General features: G+C 49.3%; 20 protein-coding genes and 1 tRNA gene. 12 read left to right on the forward strand and 9 right to left on the reverse strand.

Features of this window, described 5'->3' with window-relative positions:
- Positions 1-42 precede the first annotated feature (42 nt).
- From ACYVJM_RS29195 to ACYVJM_RS29205, 3 genes are all read right to left on the reverse strand, one after another.
- Positions 43-243, reverse strand: coding sequence for a hypothetical protein (locus tag ACYVJM_RS29195; protein WP_461151664.1), 201 nt, complete (start codon positions 241-243; stop codon positions 43-45).
- 93 nt (positions 244-336) lie between these two features.
- Complete coding sequence (locus ACYVJM_RS29200; protein WP_461151665.1) at positions 337-2,559, reverse strand: carbohydrate binding family 9 domain-containing protein; 2,223 nt, start codon at positions 2,557-2,559, stop codon at positions 337-339.
- A 130-nt stretch (positions 2,560-2,689) separates the two neighbouring features.
- Complete coding sequence (locus tag ACYVJM_RS29205; protein ID WP_461151666.1) at positions 2,690-5,272, reverse strand: M14 family metallopeptidase; 2,583 nt, start codon at positions 5,270-5,272, stop codon at positions 2,690-2,692.
- 181 nt (positions 5,273-5,453) lie between these two features.
- Here ACYVJM_RS29205 and ACYVJM_RS29210 point away from each other — a divergent pair.
- From ACYVJM_RS29210 to ACYVJM_RS29220, 3 genes are all read left to right on the forward strand, one after another.
- Positions 5,454-5,525, forward strand: a tRNA-Glu gene (locus ACYVJM_RS29210).
- A 368-nt stretch (positions 5,526-5,893) separates the two neighbouring features.
- Entirely contained in the window at positions 5,894-7,261 is a 1,368-nt protein-coding gene (locus ACYVJM_RS29215) for a GAF domain-containing sensor histidine kinase (RefSeq protein ID WP_461151667.1), read from the forward strand.
- 350 nt (positions 7,262-7,611) lie between these two features.
- The gene (locus tag ACYVJM_RS29220) at positions 7,612-8,037 is read left to right on the forward strand and encodes a response regulator (RefSeq protein ID WP_461151668.1); all 426 of its coding nucleotides are present in this window, start codon (positions 7,612-7,614) and stop codon (positions 8,035-8,037) included.
- Positions 8,038-8,237: 200 nt separating this feature from the next.
- Here the strand turns inward: ACYVJM_RS29220 and ACYVJM_RS29225 are convergent, their stop codons facing one another.
- Positions 8,238-9,470, reverse strand: coding sequence for a PQQ-dependent sugar dehydrogenase (locus ACYVJM_RS29225; RefSeq protein ID WP_461151669.1), 1,233 nt, complete (start codon positions 9,468-9,470; stop codon positions 8,238-8,240).
- 344 nt (positions 9,471-9,814) lie between these two features.
- Between ACYVJM_RS29225 and ACYVJM_RS29230 the strand changes: the two genes are divergently transcribed.
- Positions 9,815-10,555 (forward strand): YciE/YciF ferroxidase family protein, encoded by a 741-nt coding sequence (locus ACYVJM_RS29230; protein ID WP_461151670.1) that lies wholly within the window; start codon positions 9,815-9,817, stop codon positions 10,553-10,555.
- 96 nt (positions 10,556-10,651) lie between these two features.
- On the opposite strand, the gene ACYVJM_RS29235 is transcribed toward ACYVJM_RS29230, so the two are convergent.
- From ACYVJM_RS29235 to ACYVJM_RS29245, 3 genes are all read right to left on the reverse strand, one after another.
- Positions 10,652-10,972, reverse strand: a complete 321-nt coding sequence (locus ACYVJM_RS29235; protein ID WP_461151671.1) for a hypothetical protein — start codon at positions 10,970-10,972, stop codon at positions 10,652-10,654.
- A gap of 60 nt (positions 10,973-11,032) precedes the next feature.
- Positions 11,033-11,470 (reverse strand): hypothetical protein, encoded by a 438-nt coding sequence (locus tag ACYVJM_RS29240; RefSeq protein ID WP_461151672.1) that lies wholly within the window; start codon positions 11,468-11,470, stop codon positions 11,033-11,035.
- Between the two features lie 149 nt (positions 11,471-11,619).
- On the reverse strand, positions 11,620-12,369 hold the full coding sequence (locus ACYVJM_RS29245; RefSeq protein ID WP_461151673.1) for an SDR family oxidoreductase: 750 nt from the start codon (positions 12,367-12,369) through the stop codon (positions 11,620-11,622).
- A 116-nt stretch (positions 12,370-12,485) separates the two neighbouring features.
- Here ACYVJM_RS29245 and ACYVJM_RS29250 point away from each other — a divergent pair, with 116 nt between their 5' ends.
- The gene (locus ACYVJM_RS29250) at positions 12,486-13,388 is read left to right on the forward strand and encodes a histone deacetylase family protein (RefSeq protein ID WP_461151674.1); all 903 of its coding nucleotides are present in this window, start codon (positions 12,486-12,488) and stop codon (positions 13,386-13,388) included.
- A gap of 150 nt (positions 13,389-13,538) precedes the next feature.
- Here the strand turns inward: ACYVJM_RS29250 and ACYVJM_RS29255 are convergent, their stop codons facing one another.
- Positions 13,539-14,186 carry a response regulator gene (locus tag ACYVJM_RS29255; protein WP_461151675.1) on the reverse strand — a complete coding sequence of 216 codons (648 nt, stop codon included), beginning with the start codon at positions 14,184-14,186 and terminating at the stop codon, positions 13,539-13,541.
- Positions 14,167-17,277 (reverse strand): sensor histidine kinase, encoded by a 3,111-nt coding sequence (locus ACYVJM_RS29260; RefSeq protein WP_461151676.1) that lies wholly within the window; start codon positions 17,275-17,277, stop codon positions 14,167-14,169. The genes ACYVJM_RS29255 and ACYVJM_RS29260 overlap by 20 nt, the downstream gene beginning before the upstream one ends.
- Positions 17,278-17,490: 213 nt before the next feature.
- Here ACYVJM_RS29260 and ACYVJM_RS29265 point away from each other — a divergent pair, with 213 nt between their 5' ends.
- The 7 genes from ACYVJM_RS29265 to ACYVJM_RS29295 form a co-directional block, all read left to right on the forward strand.
- The gene (locus ACYVJM_RS29265) at positions 17,491-18,255 is read left to right on the forward strand and encodes an HpcH/HpaI aldolase family protein (RefSeq protein WP_461151677.1); all 765 of its coding nucleotides are present in this window, start codon (positions 17,491-17,493) and stop codon (positions 18,253-18,255) included.
- A 139-nt stretch (positions 18,256-18,394) separates the two neighbouring features.
- Positions 18,395-18,712: a 50S ribosomal protein L21 gene (gene rplU, locus ACYVJM_RS29270; RefSeq protein WP_461151678.1), complete on the forward strand. Its 318-nt coding sequence runs from the start codon at positions 18,395-18,397 to the stop codon at positions 18,710-18,712.
- 91 nt (positions 18,713-18,803) lie between these two features.
- Positions 18,804-19,106 (forward strand): 50S ribosomal protein L27, encoded by a 303-nt coding sequence (gene rpmA / locus ACYVJM_RS29275; RefSeq protein ID WP_297374809.1) that lies wholly within the window; start codon positions 18,804-18,806, stop codon positions 19,104-19,106.
- A 168-nt stretch (positions 19,107-19,274) separates the two neighbouring features.
- A complete protein-coding gene (locus tag ACYVJM_RS29280) occupies positions 19,275-19,877 on the forward strand; it encodes a NifU family protein (protein ID WP_461151679.1) in 603 nt (200 codons plus the stop codon).
- Between the two features lie 163 nt (positions 19,878-20,040).
- Positions 20,041-21,462 (forward strand): DUF5723 family protein, encoded by a 1,422-nt coding sequence (locus ACYVJM_RS29285; protein ID WP_461151680.1) that lies wholly within the window; start codon positions 20,041-20,043, stop codon positions 21,460-21,462.
- 62 nt (positions 21,463-21,524) lie between these two features.
- Positions 21,525-23,633, forward strand: coding sequence for an ATP-dependent DNA helicase RecG (gene recG, locus ACYVJM_RS29290; protein ID WP_461151681.1), 2,109 nt, complete (start codon positions 21,525-21,527; stop codon positions 23,631-23,633).
- 185 nt (positions 23,634-23,818) lie between these two features.
- The coding region (locus ACYVJM_RS29295) for a carboxypeptidase-like regulatory domain-containing protein (protein ID WP_461151682.1) at positions 23,819-24,514 on the forward strand (696 nt) is incomplete at its 3' end.

Consider the following 24,514-nt stretch of genomic DNA (forward strand, 5'->3'; position numbering starts at 1 on the left):
GCAGGATCCGGCTTTTTTTCGTAAAGCTATAGGTGTAATCGGCTAGACATTGCTGCTGCCGCCACCACCGCCAAATAACTTGGAGACGATCCAGATGACAACGCCGATACCGACAACAACCAGGATGACGCCTGTCCAGACACCAGTTTTAAATATGTCGCCAATAGCTGCGCAACTGGTCAGCGTAAGCGTCATGAGTACGGCGACCAGGGCCGTGGGGAAATAGCGCAGAAGCGTTTTCATAATCGTTGGTTTTATGTGTGTAGTAGTCAAGACTACCGCTGGTAGATTGCTTATAAACAACTGACATTGGCACCGTTTGTTTACGGCGCAAAATCAGATATTCCACCAGTAGGTCCACTTCAACACTAACGCGCGGTTTTTAACCGAGAAGAACCCCGGCACATCCTGACCAATCTGTGCAGAATTAGGCAGATAATTGTCGGTATACACCAGGAAAAAATCAGACGCGGGTTTATAGCGCCATTGTACCCGTGCATTCACGTTCATGTTCTTTTGCTGTTCGTTGTATTGAACAAACGTGGTCAAGTACAGGGTGTTTGTTACGGTCACGTCGAAACGTGGTCCTACAAGCCAGAACGTCGTCTGACCCCAGGGCTGTGGCAACCGAATATCGTTATAGTTGGCACTGGCTGCCAAACTCACGTAGGGCTGAAAACGGTAGCCAATATCGGCTGCCAGATTTAAACGGGTGCCATTGTTATAGTAACCACCGTAGCGGGACGAAAAGCCGTAGGTAAAGACACTCTGCGGCTTGGAGTCAAAATCCGTTCCCCAGGCCGTCCAACTATGTTCTGTACCCGTTGCCAGGGTTTGCCGCCCCGTATTTGTTGGATCGAAGGGTTGCAGCAGCCGTACATAGTCTGTGGCGATCCAGCCGGTAAAAACGCTTTTACTGCGGAAAGTGACGATGTAGCTGAGTACGGATTCGTTGTCACTCTGTCGCCCGGCCGGATCGAAAAAATACGTTGATGTTGCTGTTGGGCCGTGGCTGAGTACTCCGCTACCCGTTGGGAGAAACGTGTAGCCAACCGTTGCCAGTGCCCGTTCATAGCCCCGGCGGGGTACGTAACCGGCTTCGGCTGTATAGTTCTTTCCAACCGATTCGAGTTGGCCACTAATGAGCCAACGGCGCGTATTATACTGAAGATTAGCCGCATAGACCGCATCCTCACCCGATTGGGAAGGGCTGAACGACTTGACGTACAAGGCCTTGCCTGACCAGAAATTATTTGCCGAAGCCAGGTTGTATTCCAGCCCCAGATTGCGGTTGTAACGCGTATAAAGCGGTTTGTCGGACGTTGGCGTGTAGGAAAGCGATTCTTTATTAACGAAGATCATACCGATGTTCGACCGGGCCGAAACTCTTCGTTGCAGCGCCAGAACGGCGAAATTCTGCGCCGGGAGCGGTTCTACGCCCGGCCCCATGTCTTCAACGCGCCCCGTTTGCATGTCCATGACGCCGAGTCGCCAGTCTTTATTCAGCTTTCCACTCAGACGAGCCCCAAACCGAATGGGTACGCCACCCAAACCAATCCGCCGACTAAAAAAAGGACGAATGGTGGAATAGCCGAAGTTGGTAAACTGATCGCCGTTCTCCAGAAAGAATTGCCTTCTTTCCGGGAAGAATAACTCAAAACGGTCGAGGTTCGTCACTTGCTGGTCAACGTCGACCTGCGAAAAATCGGGGTTTACCGTAAGGTCAAGGTTCAGCGATGAGGTAACGGCCACCTTGGCATCGAGTCCGGCATCGAAGCGGCTTTTGTTGGGTGTATTTTGCTGATAATCACGCGAGACACCGCTAAGCATATAGGGAATGAGCGAGATGTTCGGGCCGGGCTGTGGTGGCGGCTGATCCCAGACGAGTACGCCCGTTAAGGCCAGGGAAGCTGTTGGAAACTGGCGCTGAATGGGCGTCCAGGATGATTTCTCCGTTGTTTTTAAATCCTGCCTGCTGAAGTTGATACCCCAGCGGCTGATGCCCCGTTTGTATCGGATTGTTTTGAACGGGATGGCTAATTCCAGAACGTATCGGTCCGGATAGTTGCGGACGGACGATGTCCATTTATTGTCCCAGCTCAGATTTGCTTTGCCGCCTTCGTATAACAGGCCATCCCATTGCGCTCCGGCGGCATTCGTACCAAAGGTGAAGCCGTTGGTCTGGTCGTCGAAGGTGTCCATGAAGAATATGAAGTTGTCGTTTTTTCCGAATGCCCAGTCGCGCCTGAGGGATTCGACAATGTAAGGGCCCGGAACATCGCCATGGTAGCATACGGCGCTCAGGTACATGTTGTGGTCGTCATAGGCCATTCGAACTTCGGTTCGAACCTTCGCGCGACTGGTGTCCATAGGCAGCACCATCCAGAAATCGGTCGCTACTTCAGCCGCTTGCCAGGCTGGCTCCTCAACAGACCCGTCAATGACAATTGGCGAGGTAGCCCGGCTAATGTGAAGCTGGTACTGTTCATTTTTCTTCTGAGCCAGTAGAGGAGAGACAATGAATGAAAAGAACAGCGAAAAAATCAGTAAAAATTTCACCAAGCAAATGCGTTATAAAGCAATAAGAAAAGAGCACAAGTGTGCAAATTTACCCCGATACTCCATAAAAACATAAACGCAACGACCAATCGGTCGTTGCGTTTATGTTTTTCAGCGAAAAACAAATGAATTAATTGCCAACCATAAATACGGCATTGGCGAACAGGAGCTTTCCGTTGTACCAGAAACCCCGGAAAAGCGGGTCATCGGCCAGGTAAACAACGCTGCCCCGACCAAGTGACTGAACGCCCATCAGTAATGTATTCTTCAGCTTTTCCTTGGCATTCCTGCCCGAAAAACCAGCTACGTAATTGTCCGTTTTCAGGTACCCAACGTTCCAGCCTTCCTTAAGGTAATCAAAGTTGAACGCATTTTGAACCAGCGAATAATAACCGCCCGATAAACCAAAACCCAGTGGGTGTGAGGTATCGATGTTTACCCGGTAAATACTGCCTGGAATATCATCGGAGATCGCCGTTCGTTCGCGGTCGATATAGCGTTTGAGTGTGTCGGGGTTGTCGCCTTTTTTACTTTTATCAGCTGGTTTATCTTCTTTCTCTTTTAACTCGAACCCATCTTTACCGGCCAGAAACGAAGCAGCCCGCTCCATGGCAATGAGCTTTCCGCCCGCCCGAACCCATTCTTTGACGGCGGTCAGGATTTTTTCGTTCAGGAAGCGGCTGTAATTGTAATTTGTCGGCAGGATCAGAACGTCGAGTTTATTCCACTGTACATTGCTCAGCGTATTGCCGTCAAGCAGCGTGATCGGGTAGTGTAATTCCTGATCGAAATAGTGCCATACTTCGCCCGCCGATGGGGGAGGAGTACCTTCGCCCACAACAACTGCTACGCGTGGGGCTTTTAGTCCCGAAACGAAATCGGAGCCGAAGTCGGAACCCGTCGTGACAAAACCAGTCTGAACCGGTGTCAGATCAGCGCCCGTCCGGGTCGCTTCCGCCCGAACCAGTGCATCCAATCGGTCGCCGAAGCGTTCGTTCCCCGCCCGTGTTACGATCAGTGTTCCTGACGGGTAGGTCTTGTTCTCCAGTTCAAATGGTTTTTCGGCGGCCCGTACGCGTATTTTCTGTTTCAGCAAACCGGTCAGCATTTGGACCGCCGGTAGTGACTGCCACCGAACGACGTACCCATAAGGGCGGCTTTGCGGGGTTACTGAAGCCGCTGGCGTGGTCGTGGCGGGTGAAGTGCTTCCCGGATTGAGTCGAGTGGTCAGTCCATAGGTTTGTAAACCAAACGCGTAGGGGAGCGACCAGGCCGTGATATCGTACGTTGCCGAGTCTTCCAGCTTTGAGTTCTGCTCAAAAAGGATTTTCAGTAGGGTTGATTTCGGCTGATAAGCGCTGATCACAATGTCATCGGCCGATACGGCTACCGTTTTATCTGTTTTCTGAGTCGTGTAATTGAACCCACCGGCTACGTTCTGAGCTTTGCCCGCGTAGCCGTAACTGATTTTGTTCCGCTCCAGCAACTGTTGCAACGCTTTGATTCGTCCGGCATCGCCACTGGACTTGATGACGTAACTTTTGTACGCACCAATGGGCGTATTCCGGGATTTGTCGAAGAACTGACCAAACTCCTTTACGATTTCAGCGGGCCGGTCGGCTACGGATTCCAGTGTGGCAATGCTGGACGCAAAGTGGTGATCGATCCGCTGGCGAAGCGTGAGGGTATCTCCATCGGCTTTTTCAATAGCCAGTCCGGCCCGGCCGCTGCCGCCCTGTTCGAACGTCATGCCAATAGCTCCGTTATACGTCGGGTACGTATCGCCGTAACTTGGGTAAAACAGATCGAAGCGTTCGCGGGTGTAGTAGAGCCAGCCGTTTTTGTCGAAGTAGCGACTGCAGTACTGACCGATCGTTTGCTGAAACTGCCGCTGGAAGGGCGTAACATCTTCGTGGTAAGGCTTAGCCGATGGCGCGAAATAATAAGGACTTTCAACGCCCATTTCATGGAAATCGCCGTGCAGCTGAGGCATCCACTGCTGGTAGAGCGCCATACGTTGCTGCGTGATCTCCTGCGTTTGCCAGGCCCAGTCGCGGTTGGGGTCGAACAGGTAGTGTGTATAACGTCCCCCAGGCCAAGGTTCGTTGTGTTCACGCGCTGAGGGGGTAGGGTCGGCTACGCTGCCCTGCATCTGGTTGTACCAGTTCACGTATCGATCATGGCCATCGGGGTTGAGGCCGGGGTCGAGAATGACGACCGTCGTGCTCAGGATTTTTTTCGCTACGGCATCGGATGAACTAAGCAGGTGATACAATACATCCATAAAGGCCTCGGAGCTGACAGCCTCATTGCCGTGAACGTTGTAGCTGAGCCAGGCAATGGGTGGTTGGGGCGTGGCTGTTGGCGTGCCGTCCATCAGGCCAATTCGCTTCAGATTATTGGTCCTGATTTCTTCCAGGCGACTCATGTTTGCTTCTGAGCCAATGGCGACCACCATCAACTGGCGACCTTCGTAGGAGGTGCCATACGGAATTAATTTTATCCGGCCGGGCAGTTGACGAGCTACCTGCTCGGCATACGCCAGCACCCGATGATGTGGTGTGAATCGTTCCCCAATCTGATAACCCAGAAATTTTGCGGGCGAATCAATCGTGGCAGAGGGGGATAAAGAAGTTGACGAAGAGGATGTTGACTGTGCTGAAGCCGACAGTGACGCAACCGTTAGGCCCGCCAGCAGCAAAAAGTGTTTCATGAAGGCAAAAAAAAATTTGAATGCTAACCTCCTCAAAAATAGCACTAAAACGCTCAGGAACCCTTTTTTTTAATTTTTTTTGATACCTACTATTGCACTTTAAAAATCTTGCCTTACCTTTGCACCACGATTCGCCACCACAGCGACAGAAAGTCAAAAGGGTGGGTCTTTTAAACAAGACGGCCGATTCGTCTAGCGGTTAGGACATCGCCCTTTCACGGCGGTAACACGGGTTCGATTCCCGTATCGGTCACTTAGTCCACTGACTAATTCATAAGAAAACCAGCCTCGAAAGGGCTGGTTTTTATTTTTCCAGCCTATTTCCCTGCTCTCGCAGTACGCGAAATCCGTGTATGATAAGTAGTTTCCAAAATCTCTGGTATAAAAATTCAGGGCTTATTTTTACGTGCTCGCGGACTACCTGTTACTGCTCAGGATCAATCCAGTAGGTGTCTATACCTTCTTTAGCCAGAAAAATTTTACGTACACATCGTTTCGACTTAAACAGCTATAACGCGTGCCTCCATCCGGGATAAGCCGCCTTTTCCTGAACATACTTTTTTGTTCAGGTGTTGTTTACTGTTAGTTACTTTAACAGAGCCACACCGGCTGCGCTCAACGATGCTATTTTCTAATTTTTCCGAAGAATCTAATAGGCTTGATGCCTTAAGAAGTTACGATATACTGGACACCTTGCCCGAAACTGATTACGATCATATTACGAGCCTGGCTTCCCAAATTTGTGAGACACCAATCTCGTTAATCAGTCTGGTAGATGAAAATCGGCAATGGTTCAAGTCTAATCTGGGTATTTCGGTGCGGGAAACGCCCCGCCAGTTTTCCTTTTGTGCTCATGCAATCCTCAACCCGAACGAGCCTTTACTCGTTTCGGACACCAGGAACGATGAACGGTTTGCCACTAATCCGTTAGTGACTGGTGAGCCCCATGTCGTTTTTTATGCCGGCATACCATTAATCGATACGGATGGCTTTCCTCTTGGTTCGCTTTGTGTTATCGATAACAAGCCCAGGCAGTTAACCAGCGCTCAATTGACGGCTTTAAAAACGTTAACCAACCAGGTAGTCAATCTGCTATCCTTACGCAAAACTAACAAAGCCCTCCAGTTGAGTGAACAGCGCTACCAAATGCTGACGGCTGAGCTGGAAGAACTGGTTGAAACACGCACCCATGCGCTCCAAATCGCCAATGAGGAGCTTCATAAAACGAATGCTCTGTTAACTCACGCCAACGACAACCTGAAACAATTTGCGTCGGTAGCATCCCATGATTTGCAGGAACCCCTACGAAAAATAGAATCCTTTGGAAACCTGTTGCAAAGTCAGTATGCCGACCAATTGGGAGAAGGGCAAACTTATTTGCAGCGGATGCAGTTGGCGGCTAGTCGAATGTCTGTGTTAATTCAGGATTTGCTAAGCTATTCGAGGATAGCCGCCATCCATGATCGTCGACAATTGATTCCCCTCTCATCGGTTGTTCAGACCGTGCTAACTGATTTAGAACTGATGATTGATGAAACAGGCGCCATGATCCAGGTCGATTCCTTGCCTGAAGTCCTGGGGGATTCAATTCAGCTAGGCCAGCTTTTTCAGAATCTGTTCACTAACGCGTTGAAATTCAGTTGTACGGCTGTAGGTGGGCGCTCAAAGTCGGCTGTCCAAAAAGTCCCCATTATTCAAGTCCGTCTTCAAACCCTCTTAGCCAAGGATTTGCCTGCTACAGTTAAGCCTGCTCTTCTGGCTCCGCTTTATTATCGGATCGACGTGATAGACAATGGGATTGGCTTCGAACAGAAATACGCCGACCGCATCTTTCAGGTGTTTCAGCGGCTGCATGGAAAGAACGATTTTTCGGGCACCGGTATCGGCCTTGCCATTTGTGAGAAAGTAGTAATCAATCATGGAGGGGCAATTACCGCTACGAGTCGCCCCGGTCACGGAGCTACCTTCAGCATTTATTTACCTAATTAGATACATGATCGTCTATAATGGGCGGGTGAATGTGCTTGTTGATGAATTTACGGTATAGTGAGGGTTAATGCCCACATAATTGGGTAAGAAAGTCACAACTTATTACATGAAAGAATATAAATATAAGTTATAAGCCTTTGATTAACAGTAGTATAAATTTATGTTTCTGAATTGGTATGATTTGGGTACTGCCATTACGTGGACGGGTTACATCTTTAGTTGTTCGCTGCTTTCCTTGCGGCTTTACCATAGATCAATGTCGTTTCACTCAACGTTAAGAAAACAGAAGAACTCAAAAGCTCGGTATTGAACCGGGCTTTTACTTTACCCCATTCATTAAGCACTGAAATATGAGCGAGCACCCCATTATCTTTATTGATGCTGATGAAGATGATCATGATATGTTTAAACAGGCCTTGTCGGAGTTGGACATTCCTTATCCCATATTAGTTTTCTCTAATGGGCAAATGGCTCTGAATTACCTGATAAACAGCCCCGTAACGCCCTTTTTAATAATTTCTGAAATCAGTATGCCTGGCATGACAGGCCTGGAGCTTCGAACACAAATAGATCAGGACCCCAAACTTCGCCGAAAGTGTATTCCCTTTATTTTCATGACCAGTCCGGTAATCGATTACTTAGTGGAAGAAGCCTACGAATTGACGATTCAGGGCCTGTTTGAGAAAAAAGGAACCTTTGCTGACTGGAAGATGCAACTGGGATCAATTATCGCTTACTGGACGGAATGCCATCATCCCAAACGTTTCAACCGATAAGTTTTCTGTAATCATACAAGGGACTTAAGGACTGGTTCAAACGTTGATTAAAGGAAGGACAGGACCAAATGAAGGTGATACTATGTTAAGAGTTGAAGATATAAAGAAGGGGTGTACTAATTTTAGCATTAGTACACCCCTTCTTTATGAATCTATCAGACAATTATGAATCTATCAGACAATTTACCGTCTGCTGTTGATCACTTGGTATAGGCAATCCGATAAATCACCCCATTGTTATCGTCTGTAAACAGGAGGGAGCCGTCGGGCATAGCGGCTAATCCAACGGGCCGCCCAAACTGAGCCTGGTTATTGTCGACTACGAATCCACTTACCAGATCATCCACACGAACGGGTTTTCCGCCCTCAAAATGAATCCGTACCACTTTATATCCTGACGGCTGACTACGGTTCCAGGAGCCGCGCATGGTGGCAAAGGCATCATTGCGGTACTCGGCAGGAAAACTACCTGCTGCGCCGGTACTTGTATAAAAAATCAGGCTCATAGGAGCCGCATGGGCGTCGTACTGTAACGAAGGCAAAGTTGTTTTGGCCAGAATCTGCGCATAAGTAGTATCGCCCATGGGTCTTGGATGGGGGTTATAGTTGCCGTCACCATAAATGTAAGGCCAGCCATAAAAACCACCGTCTTTAATCAGGTTTATTTCTTCTTTCTGCTGTTCGTCGCCGAGCCAGTCGATACCGTGGTCCATTCCGTAGAGTTCCTTTGTTTCAGGATGCCAGCCAAAGCCGATAGTATTGCGCAGCCCTTTCGCAAAAATTCGTCGACCGGTTCCATCCGGGTTAGCGCGTAGGATGGTAGCGCTCTCGGGGTTGGAGTCGGCACAGGCATTGCAGGTACTGCCCACGGTAATATACATAAACCCATCCGGGCCAAAGCCAATGGTTCGGTTTGGGTGTTGTCCGGCATCGGGTAGACCAGTCATAATTTGTTGGGGGGGGGCCAGTGTTCCATCGGGATTAATTGTTGCCGAATACACATCATGGATGGATATCAAATACATCTTCCCCGAAAAAATTGTAATACCGTGAACATCTTTGATCGTGGCAACTATTTTGCTCTGGTCCGATTTGCCATCATTGTTCGTATCCCGAAGTAAGGTAACAGTCCCGGCCTCACGGCTGGTAACATACACATTGCCGCTTCCGCTGACGGTCAGCATCCGGGGCTTGCCAAGTTGATCGGCAAATTTGGCGATGGTGAAACCAGCTGGAAGTTTAAGCTGAGCAATGCGCGCATCCGTTGCGGCTACCAACGCTGGTTCGAAAACACTACCGTTAACCTGAGCAGTGGTCGGCTGCTGGTTCGTCTCGGGGATCTGGGCATTGAAGACTTCATCCTTACTACAGGAAATCAAAAATCCTGCAGCAATCAGACCGGATAAGATAGTCGGTTTGACTACGTTTTTCATGCGGAAAATTTAAGTATATAAACGTTGAGTTAGTTGTTTGAGCGCTTCATCACTGCCGGGCAGGCGATCCAGTCGCCGTACGGCAAAAAAAGCAACTAAACGTGATTGTAACATATAGAAAGAGACCGTGTTTAAAGAAATTTAAAATAGTAAGATAGTGGGGTTGTTGAGCTAACCGGCTGATTATGCGGCATTTTGTGGCGAAAGGGATAGTACTCTACAAAATCTGTAGAAAAACATAACCAATGGTTAAGTAGCCCAATTCATAAACTGCACAGTATCAGCATATGGCATGGTTTTGGTCATATGGTGGAAAAATCATTAATAACTAACCCAACAAAACCATGGCATCTCTAGGTAGTCAAATCGCAAATTTCTTTAGTGGGAATGACAACGATACACGTGAAGGTTTACAGAGCCTTTTCGTTAGTGAATTGAAAGGAATCTATTATGCTGAAAAGCAGGCCGTAGACGCACTCGGCGAACAGGCAGATGCCGCTACGACCGATGAAGTAAGGAGTGCATTCATCCAGCATCAGGAAGAAACCCGCGGACAGGTGGCCCGTCTGGAGGATGTATTCCGCAGTGTAGGTGTAGAAGTAGACGATAAGACCTGTGCGGCGATCGACGGATTAGTTGACGATGCACAAATGGTCGTGTCTGAAACGGAGTCGGGCTCACTAACTCGTGACGCCGGGCTCATCATTGCCGGGCAGAAAATAGAGCACCACGAAATAGCTGCTTATGGATCGGTCGTAACACTGGCCAATGTACTTGGTTATTCGGATGCGGCCCGCATGTTGCAGCAAACGCTGGAAGAAGAGAAAAATACCGACAGAAAGCTGACCCAATTAGCTGAATCGTTTATTAACCAGCGGGCGGCTTCGGAAGATAACAATTCTGGCTCGGGCCAGTATGGCACACAGAATCAATACAGTGGCAGTAACCAGTATGCCGGTACCGGTAGCAGTACAGATCAGTACAGCTCGGTAAATCCGGATGGAAGTCGTTACGGGGACAGTTCGTCAACAACGGGTTATAATACTGGCGGCAGTTCGTCAACAACCGGTTCCAGCTTCATTTAAGGCTGACTTTAGACGATAGTTTACAAATCAAAAGGGACTCGCTTCAATTGAAGCGAGTCCCTTTTGATTTGTAAGAACTGGACAAAGGCTATTTTACTAACGAATTGGATCGGTCTGCTCGGGGTCGGGTTCCGTACCATCGTTATTGCCTAATGCGTCTCCATTGCCATAATTGCCCGAATCTACTTCCATGTTAGGACTGCCCGAAAATGCACCGGTTCCATCGTTGCCGGTAGCGGCTTCTTCTTCATCCGTTGGCGTAGTTGGGGGCGCATTAACGTCACCAGCTAAATCTGTCGGATTGTAATCCTGGTTGATGAGAATGCTGTCGTCCGGCGTTTGTGCCGTTCCGCCGGTTCCGGGATCAAACGTACGCGACTGCTCATTGAGCATGGCATCCTGATTTGTGTTTTCCATAAGTGAGCTTTACTATTTGGGTTTATCTTTCAGGATAACCTTAAAAGTAAGCTTCAGTTTTTACTTGGTGAACAATTCCCACAGCCGACTGTATAATTTGCCCGCATACGTTTTAATATCATTGGGCGAGGCATGAATCGTGAACGGCATAAATTGACTAGCCGATGACGGCAGCGGTTCAATACGAATTGTACGACCGGCGGTCCACATTCCTGCCAGACGACGTACAGACCCCGTCAGGCGAATGCCGGCATCGTGCAGGTCAACTCGACTGGTTTGCGGGTATTGAACGGTAGCCAGCTCCTGCGAAAATCGCTGTAACTGGTTGGCATCGAACCAGGACAGCGAAGGTAAATTCAGGTGTTTGGCATATCGGTCACTGCGACACAGCAATTGCACAGACAGGATGGATTTACCGGCCGTCCGGCGGGAAGAAACCTGCAAGTCCAGCACTTCGAGCGGAGCGGTTTCTGAGGCAGTAGTAAGTTCTATATTCATAGGAGATGAAGAAGGTTGCGACAACGTTTTCGGTCGGTCATGTTGCGTGTGCTGCGCTGGCTCAGGTGTGAACAGGGCAGACAGTCCCCAAACGACTGACGATACTAACTAAAAAAGGGGCAGGGATGTTTTATTATATTTTCAGTCAATCATACGTAAATCATCTTTCGGGTCATGCCTCCATCTACTACGAAGTTCTGTCCGGTAATGAAACTATTTTCCGGAGCGATCAGGAAGAGTATCATACGTGCCACATCGTCGGGTTGACCCACCCGCCCCGCCGGATGCTGGCTATGATCTTCAGGCCGGAGTTTGTCCGCTTTGGCGTTGGCTTTTTTCTTCAGGGCGGAGACATCAATCCAGCCAGGGCTAACGGCGTTGACACGAACGTTGGGACCTAAACTGATGGCGAGCGAATGCGTAAGCGCCAAAATGCCGCCCTTACTGGCCGAGTAGGCAAACGTGTCGGGTTCGGACTGGAAAGCACGGGTAGAGCATAAATTAACGATGCATCCTTGCTGTTTGGCCAGATAAGGGGCTGCATATTTGGCGCACAGAAATGGGCCGGAGAGGTTAGTGCCGATAACCGTGTTCCATTCTGCGAAGGTTAGTTTATCAAGAGATTTTATCGTCATCAGGGCTGCATTGTTAATTAAGACGTCAATTTGCCCAAAATGAGACTTTGTTTTTTCAACTGATCTTTTAACCTGTTCTTCGCTGGATACATCACAGGTAAGAAAAAGAAGTTGAGTTGATGACGCTAAAAAAGCTTCCTGAAGTTCAGTAAGCGCGTCGGTATCGGCTTCCCAAACGGCTACGTTATAGCCATGTGTAAGGAGGTATTGTGTGGTAACCCGGCCAATACCCTGTGCTCCGCCCGTGATAATTGCTGTTTTCATACGACTGGGGTAAACCCTAAGAACCACGAAAATGCAGCGTTTGGTAACAGATTCGTTGCCGAACGGGTTAATAAAAACACATCTCTTATCGAACGGGACGGGCTACGTCTGCTTCTATGCTTCAGATTGCGTTTTCGCCGGTGTACCGATTAAGGTTGCCGGAAGGGCATCGCTTCCCCATGCTCAAGTACGAATTGATCCACGAACAGCTGCTGTATGAAGGGACCTGTACGGAGGCTAACTTTTTTGGCCCTCAGCCCGTAGATGACCGCTGGGCGCTGGGTGTTCACACGCCCGATTATATACAGTCCCTGAAAACTTGCACTGTCGATCCTAAAATGATGCGTCGGATTGGCTTTCCACTAACGCCCGACCTTATTGATCGCGAATGGATCATCACACAGGGTACTATCGATTGTACGCAGCTGGCCCGGCGCGATGGAGTTGCTATGAACATTGCGGGCGGAACGCACCATGCCTTTCCCGATCGGGGCGAAGGGTTTTGTATGCTCAATGACGTAGGTGTGGCCGCTAATTACTTGCTCGAAACGAGTCAGGTGAAAAAAATACTCGTGGTGGACCTGGATGTTCATCAGGGAAATGGTACCGCTGTTATGTTTCAGACGGAGCCCCGTGTGTTTACATTCAGCATGCATGGGGCCGATAACTATCCCCTTCGAAAAGAGAAATCTGACCTGGATATTGATTTTCCCACCGGAACTGCCGACGACGTTTATCTGAACACACTCTACGATACATTGCCCCGGTTGATCAGACAGGAACAGCCCGATTTTCTGTTTTACGTATCGGGGGTGGATATTCTCATTTCGGACCGACTGGGGAAGCTGAGTGTGAGCCGGGAAGGTTGTCGGCAACGGGATATATTTGTTTTTGAACAGGCGATAAAGAACAACCTGCCCATTGTCGTGTCGATGGGTGGGGGCTATTCCCCCCGGCTTACCGACATTGTGGAAGCTCATTGCAATACTTTTCGGATGGCAACGAATTTATTCTTTTAACGAAAAACGGCCGATCTGTAAGCACAGGAGCGGCCGTTTGATCGTTCGATCAGCAGAAAAACGTATGGTGTGGATAAACGTACGTAAAGTTCAGCACTATCCACTTTGAGCGCAATACCCGAATTCGGGTATATTTATATGTTATATAGATTATATATTCATTTCAATTGAAAATCGAACCAGATCGGCAACGGTACTTATATTGAGTTTGGCGTGTATATTCTTGCGGTGTGTATCGACGGTATGCTGACTCAGGTTTATTTTCTCCGCGATCTGCGGGCTGCTCAAGCCATCTTTAATGAGCCGAATTATTTCCAGTTCGCGGGGAGAGAGTTTATATTTCTTGAGAAAAATATCATCTGCATGGTTACTGAATTGCTTCGTGTCGGCGAGTTTGGGATCGAAGTAATGCAGTTCCCGGGCTACGGCTCGAATCGCCGTTAGCAGTTCATCTTTTGTTGAAGTTTTTAACATATAGCCCAGGGCACCTGCTTTTTTGAAATCGGTGATATAGCGGGATTCACCGTACATGCTCAGAATCAGAATGCGTTGTTGGCCTAATTGGGCGATAAGTTTCCGGGTCAGAGCAAGACCATCAATATCCGGCATATTGAAATCAATGAGCAGCACATCGGGATGATGCTCTTTGACCTGCTGTATAGCTTCGCTGCTGTGATATACATGGCCAACAATACGCATATCGGGCACATCGGCCAGCACAAGCCCCAGCCCGTCGTTAAACAGGCGATGGTCGTCAATGATCAGAATCGTTATCGGGTTAGAAACTGCTGGTATCATAAGGGACGTCAAGCATTACAATATAACTGTCTTCATTACTGTCGGTAGTGAGTGTAGCATGCAGGTATTCAGCCCGGTAATTTATGTTTTTTTGACCAATTCCGGCTGCTGACGGGTCTGCCTGAAAAGGATTAGTCTCTTTAGACTGTAATGGGGTGTCTATTAAGATGCTCAGGTGTTTGGGGTGGTAGCCCAGTTGAACAACGGCCATTCCCGTTCCACCATGTTTGAGTGCGTTTTGAACCAGCTCCGCAATAATTCGGTAGATAACCAGCTCGCGTTCGGGCTTCATTCGCTGCACTTCGCCAAACAGAATATAGGTAAATGTTGTCCGTGACGATGTGGTTGCCCGGTCAACCAACTGCGCAACCACATCGGGTAATGCGTAGGTCTCAAACTCGATAGGCATCAGGTCGTGTGTAATCGTACGAAGGTCTTTGCCCGCCTTATCGATCATGCTATAGGCTTTATCAACTTCAGGCATCTGGTCTGTCTGGGCAAGCCGTTCTTTGGCCAAGCCCAATACGCCTTTAATTGCGGCCAGGGTGTTTCCCACATCATCGTGCAGATCGCGGGCAATTCGCCGGCGTTCGTCTTCCTGGGTCGCCAGCGTATTTTGTAATAGCCGTCTTTGCTGGTTAAATTTTTGCCGGTTATAAACTGTTAACCAGGTTGCTACACTACCGACAATAACCAACAAGCCGAGCAGGCGAAACCACCAGCTTTTCCAATAAGGAGGATGAATCGTGATGGCCAGTTGAAGGGTTGGTGTGAGCTGTCCCCGGGCATCGGTTGCTCTGGCCTTGAAAATGTAGTCTCCCGGAGGCAGGTCGGTATAACGCACAAGGCTGGTATTTTTTAAACTAACCCAACCACGATCGATACCCGATAAGGTGTAAGTAATCTGGTTTCGTCCGTTACTAAGGTAATCCAGAACGGCCAGGCCGATAGCTAGTGTGTTCTGCTCGTAAGAGAGGTCTGCCCGCCTGGTTTCGCCAACAAAACCATTGGTTCGAAAGGGGAGGTCATTGACCTCAAAACTGATGATCTGAACCGGAACGTTTGCCTTGTAATTCTCCAGTTGACCGGGAATGAACCGATCTAACCCGTGTACACCGCCTATGTAAAACGTGCCGTCAGACCCTGCCAGCAGGGCGTGGCTATTATATTCCCGCCCCTTTGTCGAGACAACCGGCGCAAATTTCATTTCGGTCGGGTAGAATTTAACCAGACCATTGTTGGTGCTCAGCCAGAAATGGCCTTTTGGGTCCGGAAGAATACCATAAACCACGTTATTAGGAAGCCCGTCGCGAACGGTGTATCGCTGAACGACACGCCGTGTGGCCGGATCAAAACGTACCAGACCCCGGTCTGTAGAAAGCCATAAGCAATGACGTGCCGGGTCGGCAAAGAAATCCATGACATTGTGTCCCGACAGGGTTATGTAATCAAGCGTTAGCAGGTCTTTATGTAGCGCCGATGTCAGGCTGCCGTTCTGTTGGTACCGATAGACTGCCAAATCCTGATCACGTCGTCCGGCATACAGCAGGTTGGTAGCCGGATCAAAATAAAGCGAGCCGAAATAGGTGCCGTCCGGGTCAATACGGCTTATGAGTTTCAGGTCTTTCGTCAAGATGAATAGACCACCAAAGGTTGCCATGACAAATCGGCCATCGGGCAACTCACAAATACCCCTTGCAAACCGGCAGTCGGGATCAGAACAAAGGGGATTTGGTAATTCAATAAAACGATCCTGCCTGGGGTCGTAGCGAAGTAAACCCTGAAGGTTTGTTACTAAAACCCGGCCATCGCTGGTGCAGATTATATGGCGGACATTTCCCTCTGCGGGAACACCCTGCGCCGACGTGTAGTCTTGCATATGGCCCGTGTTCGGGTCATACCGCCGGATGCCTCCGTCTACCGTTCCAATCCAGATTCGCCCGAGCTTGTCTTCGCACAAGCCCCGGATCGGGTGCCGATTCAGATCATGGGTATTGAGCGGATCGTCGGGGAACGTTTCAACACTGTAGGCGTTGGGATAAATAACGTCGATGCCAAATGGGTCGCTGTTGGCCCATACAAGCCCCAGATCATCAGTGTATACTTTCGAAATCTGGTTCGTCATTAATGAATTGGTGAGGGTAGGGCCGGGGGTTAGCTCACGCAGCAGGTTCATGGCGTTCGGTTCATAAAGCCATACGCCTGAGCCCCCCGCACCAATCCACCATCGGCCCTGTTTATCTTCATCGATACTCGCCAGTCGGTATGCTTCTACTCCGGTTCGCAATGGGTGGTGTCGTACTACATGTGTAAGACCGGCATCAAATTCGAAGATACCCTGAGGTCCCGCAAAGCAGTAATGCCCATAATGAACGCCTGGTACGTGGCAGCGGTGAATGGATTGAAACAGGAAGGCTTTTCGAGAAGGCGAGGCAGGCAGGTTTTTAAGCGGCCGATCGGTCGGTTTTCCGGTCAGGAAGGTGGTTAGCTGGTGGGTTTTGTAATTATAGCGGGCAAATCCTACAGGAAGTAAATAAAGCAGAGACTGCTGGTCAGGTTGATGGACAATCCATTCGGTATTGATACTAAATTTGGGTTTCACCCATGGGCTAATACTAGTTTTGCGGCCCGTTTTATAATTCAATTTCATGATACCCTCCCGATTGCTGGCATACCAAATGGTTGAGTCGTCGGCGAAAAAAGGCTCCTGGAGCGCAGCAAGTCGTTTGCCCCGCTGATCTACAGCATATATGTGTTCAAATGAATCCGTATGTCGCCGATAGCGGTTCAAGCATTCCTCCGTACCCACCCACAGATCGCCGTGCGGATCTTCGATCACGCCCCGTACTTCGCCCTTGCCAATTGTAGTCGAATCCTGTTCATTAAAACTGTACACGGTAAATCGGCTCCCATCGTAGCGGTTCAGGCCATCCTGACTGCTCATCCACATAAACCCCCGCGAGTCTTTCAGGATATAAAAACAAGACCCCTGCGACAGACCATCGTTCGTGGTGAGATGGTGAATCGAAAAGGGGGACTGCGCCTGCCCCGGTTTCGGTAGCAAAAGAAAAATCAACATGAACCAGCGCATAAAATGATAAGGTATAAAATCTCTATTAGGTTTCTATGTATGTATGATGCTCTAAGGTAAGGCAAATCAGCTACTTACAGCCAGGCAATCGGCCGATTGTTAGTACATGGTAAGCGGGTTTCCGCAAAAGCTGATTCGGTTGTAACTTAGCCGCCCAATCTATTTCCGACAAAATGCAGTAAAGCGTGGCCCGTGGCCCGTTTTGCCTACACTATGAAGCAAAATATCGTTAAAACCCGGCTTAAGAATGGTCAGCCCGTGCTGGGTGTCCTGTCGAATAGCAGCGATCCGACCGTTGCCGAACTTTGTGGCTTTTCGGGGCTGGATTTTTACATGATCGATGGTGAACACAGCCCCGTTACCACCGCCCAGGTTCAGGACATCGTACGCGCCTGCGAACTGACCGGTATTACGCCCCTCGCCCGTGTTCGAAGCAACGACCCAAAGCTCATCCTGCAATTTCTGGATGCGGGCGTTATGGGGATTATGATGCCTGCGATCAGTACCGTTGCCGATGCCGAAGCGCTGGTTCAGGCGGTAAAATACCCACCGCTGGGTACACGTGGTTTTGGGCCGGTGCGGGCTAATGATTATTTGCTGGGTACCAAGAACCAGGGCGAAGCCGTTGCCTTTGCCAATGAACAGATACTTGTTTTACCCCAACTGGAAGATAAAGAAGCCATCGACAATCTGGATGATCTGTTAACCGTAGAAGGCATCGACGGCTTCGTAATTGGTCCCCGCGATCTGGCCATGAGTATGGGCTACTACGATGGTCCGGGCCATGATGAGGTAAAGCGAACGATTGCCGGTGTTGTAGAGAAGATCAGAAAAGCCGGTTTGATCGCCGGGACCACAGCCGCTACCGGCGACCAGGCTAGGGCGTTGATTGATCGGGGTGTTTTATTCTGCCTGAACTCCTTTGCCGGTCTGCTCAAATCGGCCGCCGGTGACTTCATGAAAGGAAGAACAGCCTAATAAGACAGGCCGTAAGCTGTGTGCGCCAGTCGATGCTGCCCGTGTCATATCGTTATAAGCAATAAAATTGACTATTCTTATTCGTAAATCGTAATTTTTGCTTACTTTTGCACCTCATTTCCAATTTCATACACAACACATGTACGCAATCGTAGAGATCGCAGGGCAGCAATTCAAGATCCAAAAAGGTCGCCATATCTATACCCACCGGTTAGAAGGCGATGTGGACGCTGCACTTGCCTCCGACAAGGTGAAGATTCTCCTTGTTGATAACGAAGGGAGCATCACCATCGGTGCCCCAACCGTCGCCGGAGCGACAGTATCAGCCAAAATCGTCGAACATTTGAAAGGTGAAAAAGTAATCATCTTCAAAAAGAAGCGTCGTAAAGGGTACAAAAAGAAGAACGGCCACCGTCAGTATTTGACTAAGGTCATGATTGAAGACATAACTCTATAACTAGTAGGTAGGCATGAGGAGTTAGTCGTGAGAATACTGGCGCAGCCATTTCTCCTGTCTCCTCACTCCTGACTCCTAACTTCTTAAAAAAATGGCACACAAGAAAGGTGTAGGTAGTTCCAAAAACGGCCGCGATTCACACAGCAAACGGCTGGGTGTGAAACTGTTCGGCGGCCAGTCGGCCATTGCCGGCAACATCATCGTCCGTCAGCGCGGTACGAAACATCACCCCGGCAAAAACGTCGGTCTGGGTAAAGATTACACGTTATTTGCGCTGGTAGCCGGTACCGTGAAATTTCGTCCGGGTCGGGATAGCCGGTCTTACGTAGATATTATCCCTGCCGGTCCTTCGGCTGTGGAAACAGCGCCTGTAGCTGAAGTAGCTGCGGCTTAAGTGAAGAATTAAACCTGTAAACTTTCCAATGCTTTATGGGTTCGTTAAAAAACCCGTTCGACAAATGCCGAACGGGTTTTTTTGTGCACAAAAACTAAAAAAACGAGTCGGATGTTACGACAGTACGAAAACCGACCGAACGTTTCGGTGAACTAAAATTTGGTAATAATGAACCCTACGCTAGACCGTCCCGTATCCATCTTTACGGAAGGAAGCCCCAATCCGAACTCCATGAAGTTCGTTGTTAACTTTGAACTCGTACCAACTGGTCTTTCGTTCGACTATGCAACTCCGGGCGATGCCCTTCTCGATGGCAAAGCATCGCCCCTGGCCGTAGCGCTGTTTGGGTTTGAGTTTGTTCGGCGGGTGTTTATTTCGGCCAACTTCGTGACCGTAACAAAGGACGATGAAACCGATTGGGATGAGGTACTGCTGGAAGTGAAACTCTTCCTGAAAGATTATTTTGGTGCGCAGAAGCCCGTTTTTTCGCAACGGACCGTAGAAACCAACACGACCAAGCTGGACATGGATTCCGAAACCGTCCAGAAAATCAAGGCGGTGCTGGATCAGTATATCAAACCTGCCGTAGAATCCGACGGCGGGGCTATTAGCTTCTATTCGTTCGATGAGCCCAGCGGCACCGTAAAAGTGCTTTTGCAGGGCTCGTGCAGCGGCTGCCCATCGTCTACACTGACGCTTAAAGCCGGTATCGAAAATTTGCTGACCCGCCTGGTTCCTGAAGTCAAGCTGGTTGAAGCTGAGGGCGTGTAGATTATCCGGTTATCATGATTTAAACCCTCTGTTTAACAGAGGGTAATATTTCTCCTTATAGATAGATTACTCATTTTGGGAAAAATAAATCCGCCATTGGTTAACCCCGGTGGCGGATTTGCGTTTCTTTTGTAGTATGCTATCATATTTACCAAGTCACTGCATGAAGTACCTGTTTATTTTCAGTTTTTTATTTTTGTTTACAACCATTTGCCTTTCGCAAAACCTACTTGGTATCTCGACCAGCCGATACGGCGGAACCAATCGGCTTTACATCAATCCAGCTCTTGCCGCCGACTCCCCCTCTAAGTTTTACCTGAATATCGTTACGGGCAATGGGCACGTCGATAATAATTACGTTCGGTATCAGGCTCCTTTTTCGTTGCTCCGGCTAATCACCGACAATGTGCCTGCTCAGTACAAAAGTCCCGATGGTTCACTTCGTTTTGAAACAGACTACACCCGCGAAACACTGAATGGGCGACCAAAAAATGGAACGATCTGGGGCGAGGTCCGGGGCCCTTCCTTTTTGATGCGTACCAGTGAACGGTCCGCTATTGCCGTAACAACACGTTTTCGGGCGGTAGGACAGGTGGTCGGGGCGTCCGAATCCATTCTATCGGCCCTGCGCGCCAGTCTGAATAACGGTGGGTTTTACAGCATTCCAAGCAGTGATAATAAATTCAGTGCCAACACCAATACCTACGCCGAACTGGGTGTCACCTATGCCGGAACCATATGGGAAGAAGACGGGCGAAAGCTTTTGTTAGGAGCCACCGGTAAATTTCTGTTGGGCTATAACACCCAGCAGTTGATAAACAGGGGATTGGATTATCGGATTGTCACCGATCCGTCCAATCTGAATAATGCATTGCTGGAAGTTACTGACCTGGATGCCACACTGGCGTATACGACTTTTCTGCAAAACAGGAGCCTCAATCCGCAAACCTTATTCAATACATCTGCACCTGGCAAAGGCCTTGGTCTGGATGTCGGGTTTACCTATATTGATCAATATGACGCAGATAGCCCCGCCCTACGGGTAGGAATGGCTATTATGGATATTGGCGGGATTAGCTACTCGGGTGGAGAGTACAGCTTTACCGACATTGGGGTCAATCCGGTGCGGTTTGCCGCCAGCGACTTTAATGGGAACAGCCGTCCGCAAGCCATTGCGCAGGTTATTCAGGAGAAACTCAACACGGGTCGCGCTGCCGATAAAAACAGATTTACCGCTGGTTTGCCAACGTCGTTTAATTTCACGGCTGATTATCAGCTCCCCGGTGGATTAGGTATTAATCTAACTTACTTGCAGGATATGCGGTCTGTGCAGGCAAGGGCAATTCACCAGCCTACTATTGTTGCCATAACACCTCGTTACGATGCCCGATGGCTCAGTTTATCCGCTCCCGTCACGTACCTGAATGGGAGCCTGACCGCCGGAGCCGCCGTTCGCGTAGGGCCGGGATGGCTTGGCACCGATAATCTCCTGGGCTTGATGGGCAACAGCTCTAATGGTATCAATCCGCGGGGATTGGATATCTATTTGGGTGTGGCATTTGGCATTGGACGAGTGGACGAGTAATCGGCAGAAATGCGTAATTTTGGTCTAATCCTGCCTACAAACCGGGATTTACCGGGTCTGTTATGACCGAACGAGCTACATTTTTTGATACCCCGCTTGCCTACCTCAAAGGCTTAGGACCGCAGCGTACAGAACTGCTCAACAAAGAGTTGAATCTGTTTACGTATGGTGATCTGATTCAGTATTATCCTTTTCGCTACGACGACCGGTCGCGGTACTACACCATCAGTGAGTTGATGGATTCGATGCCCTCTGCCCAGATTCGGGGGCGGCTGCGCGACTGGTATCTGGAAGGCGAAGGTCCTAAAAAGAGGCTGGTGGCTACCTTTTCCGACGGTACCGGTTCCATGAGCCTTGTTTGGTTTCAGGGAATCACCTTTATCGAGAAAACACTCCGGCGGGAGGGTGAATACATTGCATACGGTAAACCTCAGTCGTTTAATGGTCAATTCAGTATTGTGCATCCAGAGTTGGAAAATGCCAATGCCGCTTCGGAAAATGAACCGGGTTTCTTTCCGGTTTATAACTTAACGGACAAGCTTCGCAAACGACATCTCGACAGTAAAGTCCTGGGCAAGGCCATGCGTATTTTGCTGGAACAATCCTGGACACACATCCGCGAAACGCTGCCAGACTCTCTCATTCAGCAGTACCGCCTGATTGGTAAACGGGAGGCTATGTGGAACATCCATCTGCCGCAGAACCAGGGCTGGCTGAAGCAGGCCCAGCGACGATTGAAGTTTGAAGAACTGTTTTATAACCAACTTCGGCTGATCAAGAATAAGCTCCTTCAAAAAGAGGAATTTCCCGGACAGATTTTTCGGGATACATCGCTCATGAAGCACTTCTACAACGAATTGCTGCCCTTTGAACTGACGGGGGCGCAGCAGCGCGTCATAAAAGAAATTTATGCCGATTTCCTGAGTGGCAAACAAATGAATCGGTTGTTGCAGGGAGATGTGGGCAGCGGCAAGACCATAGTCGCGTTTATTACCTGCCTGATCGCTATTGGCAATGGTGCACAGGCCTGCCTTATGGCCCCCACCGAAATTCTGGCCGATCAGCATTACAATGGACTCAAACCCTTTGCCGATGCCATGGGCCTGAACCTGGGAATTCTGACCGGCTCGACCAATAAAAAGCGCCGGGTTGTACTCCACGAAGAGCTGCAATCGGGTAAAATGCACATTCTAGTCGGTACCCATGCCCTGCTGGAAGATGCCGTGCAATACAAAAATCTTGGGCTGTGCATCATTGACGAGCAGCACCGTTTTGGCGTGGCACAGCGGGCCAAACTCTGGCGTAAAAACGAAACCGTGCCCCCTCATATTCTGGTGATGACGGCAACACCTATTCCGCGAACGCTGGCGATGACGTTGTATGGTAATCTCGATGTCTCGACCATCGACGAGTTGCCCAAAGGCCGGAAACCCATCAAAACCGTTCATAAATATGATAAGCACCGTTCAGAAGTATTCGGGTTCATCCGTCAGCAAATTGAACTGGGGCGGCAGGTGTATGTGGTGTATCCATTGATTGAAGAGTCGGAGAAACTGGATTATAAGGATCTCATGGATGGCTTCGAGAGTATGCAGCGGGCGTTTCCCCGGCCTACCTACGAAATCGGTATGCTGCATGGCAAGATGCTTCCGTATGAGAAAGACGATGAAATGAAGCGGTTTCTGAAAAAGGAAACGCAGATTCTGGTGGCTACGACGGTTATAGAAGTTGGTGTAAACGTACCGAACGCCAGTGTGATGGTCATTGAAAGCGCCGAACGGTTCGGACTGTCGCAATTGCACCAGTTACGGGGTAGGGTAGGGCGGGGAGCCGACCAGTCTTACTGTATTATGATGACCGGGTACAAATTAAGTACAGATACCCGCACCCGGCTCGAAACAATGGTACGAACCAACAATGGGTTCGAGATTGCCGACGTCGATCTACAACTACGTGGCCCCGGCGATCTGACAGGCACCCAGCAGAGTGGGGTAATGGACCTCATGATTGCTGACCTCGCTAAAGACGGCGCAATTTTATCGGCCGCCCGGGAGTCAGCTCAGGAGATTTTGAACAAAGACCCGGAACTCTTGTTACCCCAACACGCCCCTATTCGTAATCACGTCGACTCCATCAAACAGTCAGAAAATAACTGGGGTAGAATATCCTAGTTATAGGATCTTAAGTAAACTTATAAATATAAGAGTATATTTATAAATTTAAATACGTGTATAAACTGTATAATAGTATTATTTAATGGTAAAATAGACCAAATTTTGGTCAAGAATTGCTGAGTATAATTATTTCTGTGCCTTACTTTAGCCTATAATAAATATAGGCTTAATCATAAGCACACATGTACAAACAATTTACTCAACAGGGGGCCTTCTTTCAACGAGATGATGCTTTTCCATTTTACGCGACCGTCAGTCGACAGGTCGCTTTTTGTTCGTTGTTCCTGCTGTGCCTGCTGGCCTCAGTAGGGGCTTACGCCCAGACGAAGGTTTCGGGTAAGGTGGTCGATGCGCAGGGGCTGGCGCTGCCGGGGGTGAGTATCGTCGTGAAAGGCACCACAACGGGTACGGTTTCGGGTAGTGAGGGTGATTTTACCCTCAACGTAGCGAGAGGTAACGAGACGCTGGTTTTCTCGTACATCGGGTTCATAACACAAGAAGTAGCTATCAATAACCGTAGCAGCATCAACATTACGCTGGCTTCTGACGATAAAATGCTGAGCGAGGTTGTAGTTGTCGGGTATGGCGAGCAGAAGAAAGAAACCGTTACGGGTGCCGTAGCCACTGTAAAGGGTACAGATCTGGTTAAGTCACCGGCCGTCAACCTGTCGAACTCGATCGCGGGCCGGATGCCGGGCGTTATTGCTACCAACGCCAGTGGGGAGCCCGGCTACGATGGAGCCGCTATACGGATTCGGGGTTCCAACACCCTGGGGAACAACGACGCGCTGATCGTGATCGACGGGGTACCGGCTCGGGCCGGAGGGATCGACCGGTTGAACCCGGCCGACATCGAGAGCATGTCGGTGCTGAAAGAT

It is taken from the genome of Spirosoma pulveris (assembly GCF_054781875.1).

Bases quoted from the DNA above. Each gene is read 5' to 3' on its own strand.
- ACYVJM_RS29235 (WP_461151671.1), bottom strand. From the start codon at position 10,972: ATGGAAAACACAAATCAGGATGCCATGCTCAATGAGCAGTCGCGTACG.
- ACYVJM_RS29265 (WP_461151677.1), top strand. From the start codon at position 17,491: ATGAAGCAAAATATCGTTAAAACCCGGCTTAAGAATGGTCAGCCCGTG.
- rpmA (WP_297374809.1), top strand. From the start codon at position 18,804: ATGGCACACAAGAAAGGTGTAGGTAGTTCCAAAAACGGCCGCGATTCA.
- ACYVJM_RS29205 (WP_461151666.1), bottom strand. From the start codon at position 5,272: ATGAAACACTTTTTGCTGCTGGCGGGCCTAACGGTTGCGTCACTGTCG.
- ACYVJM_RS29215 (WP_461151667.1), top strand. From the start codon at position 5,894: ATGCTATTTTCTAATTTTTCCGAAGAATCTAATAGGCTTGATGCCTTA.
- ACYVJM_RS29260 (WP_461151676.1), bottom strand. From the start codon at position 17,277: ATGCGCTGGTTCATGTTGATTTTTCTTTTGCTACCGAAACCGGGGCAG.
- ACYVJM_RS29220 (WP_461151668.1), top strand. From the start codon at position 7,612: ATGAGCGAGCACCCCATTATCTTTATTGATGCTGATGAAGATGATCAT.
- ACYVJM_RS29195 (WP_461151664.1), bottom strand. From the start codon at position 243: ATGAAAACGCTTCTGCGCTATTTCCCCACGGCCCTGGTCGCCGTACTC.
- ACYVJM_RS29230 (WP_461151670.1), top strand. From the start codon at position 9,815: ATGGCATCTCTAGGTAGTCAAATCGCAAATTTCTTTAGTGGGAATGAC.
- ACYVJM_RS29255 (WP_461151675.1), bottom strand. From the start codon at position 14,186: ATGATACCAGCAGTTTCTAACCCGATAACGATTCTGATCATTGACGAC.
- rplU (WP_461151678.1), top strand. From the start codon at position 18,395: ATGTACGCAATCGTAGAGATCGCAGGGCAGCAATTCAAGATCCAAAAA.
- ACYVJM_RS29285 (WP_461151680.1), top strand. From the start codon at position 20,041: ATGAAGTACCTGTTTATTTTCAGTTTTTTATTTTTGTTTACAACCATT.
- recG (WP_461151681.1), top strand. From the start codon at position 21,525: ATGACCGAACGAGCTACATTTTTTGATACCCCGCTTGCCTACCTCAAA.
- ACYVJM_RS29250 (WP_461151674.1), top strand. From the start codon at position 12,486: ATGCTTCAGATTGCGTTTTCGCCGGTGTACCGATTAAGGTTGCCGGAA.
- ACYVJM_RS29245 (WP_461151673.1), bottom strand. From the start codon at position 12,369: ATGAAAACAGCAATTATCACGGGCGGAGCACAGGGTATTGGCCGGGTT.
- ACYVJM_RS29280 (WP_461151679.1), top strand. From the start codon at position 19,275: ATGAACCCTACGCTAGACCGTCCCGTATCCATCTTTACGGAAGGAAGC.
- ACYVJM_RS29225 (WP_461151669.1), bottom strand. From the start codon at position 9,470: ATGAAAAACGTAGTCAAACCGACTATCTTATCCGGTCTGATTGCTGCA.
- ACYVJM_RS29240 (WP_461151672.1), bottom strand. From the start codon at position 11,470: ATGAATATAGAACTTACTACTGCCTCAGAAACCGCTCCGCTCGAAGTG.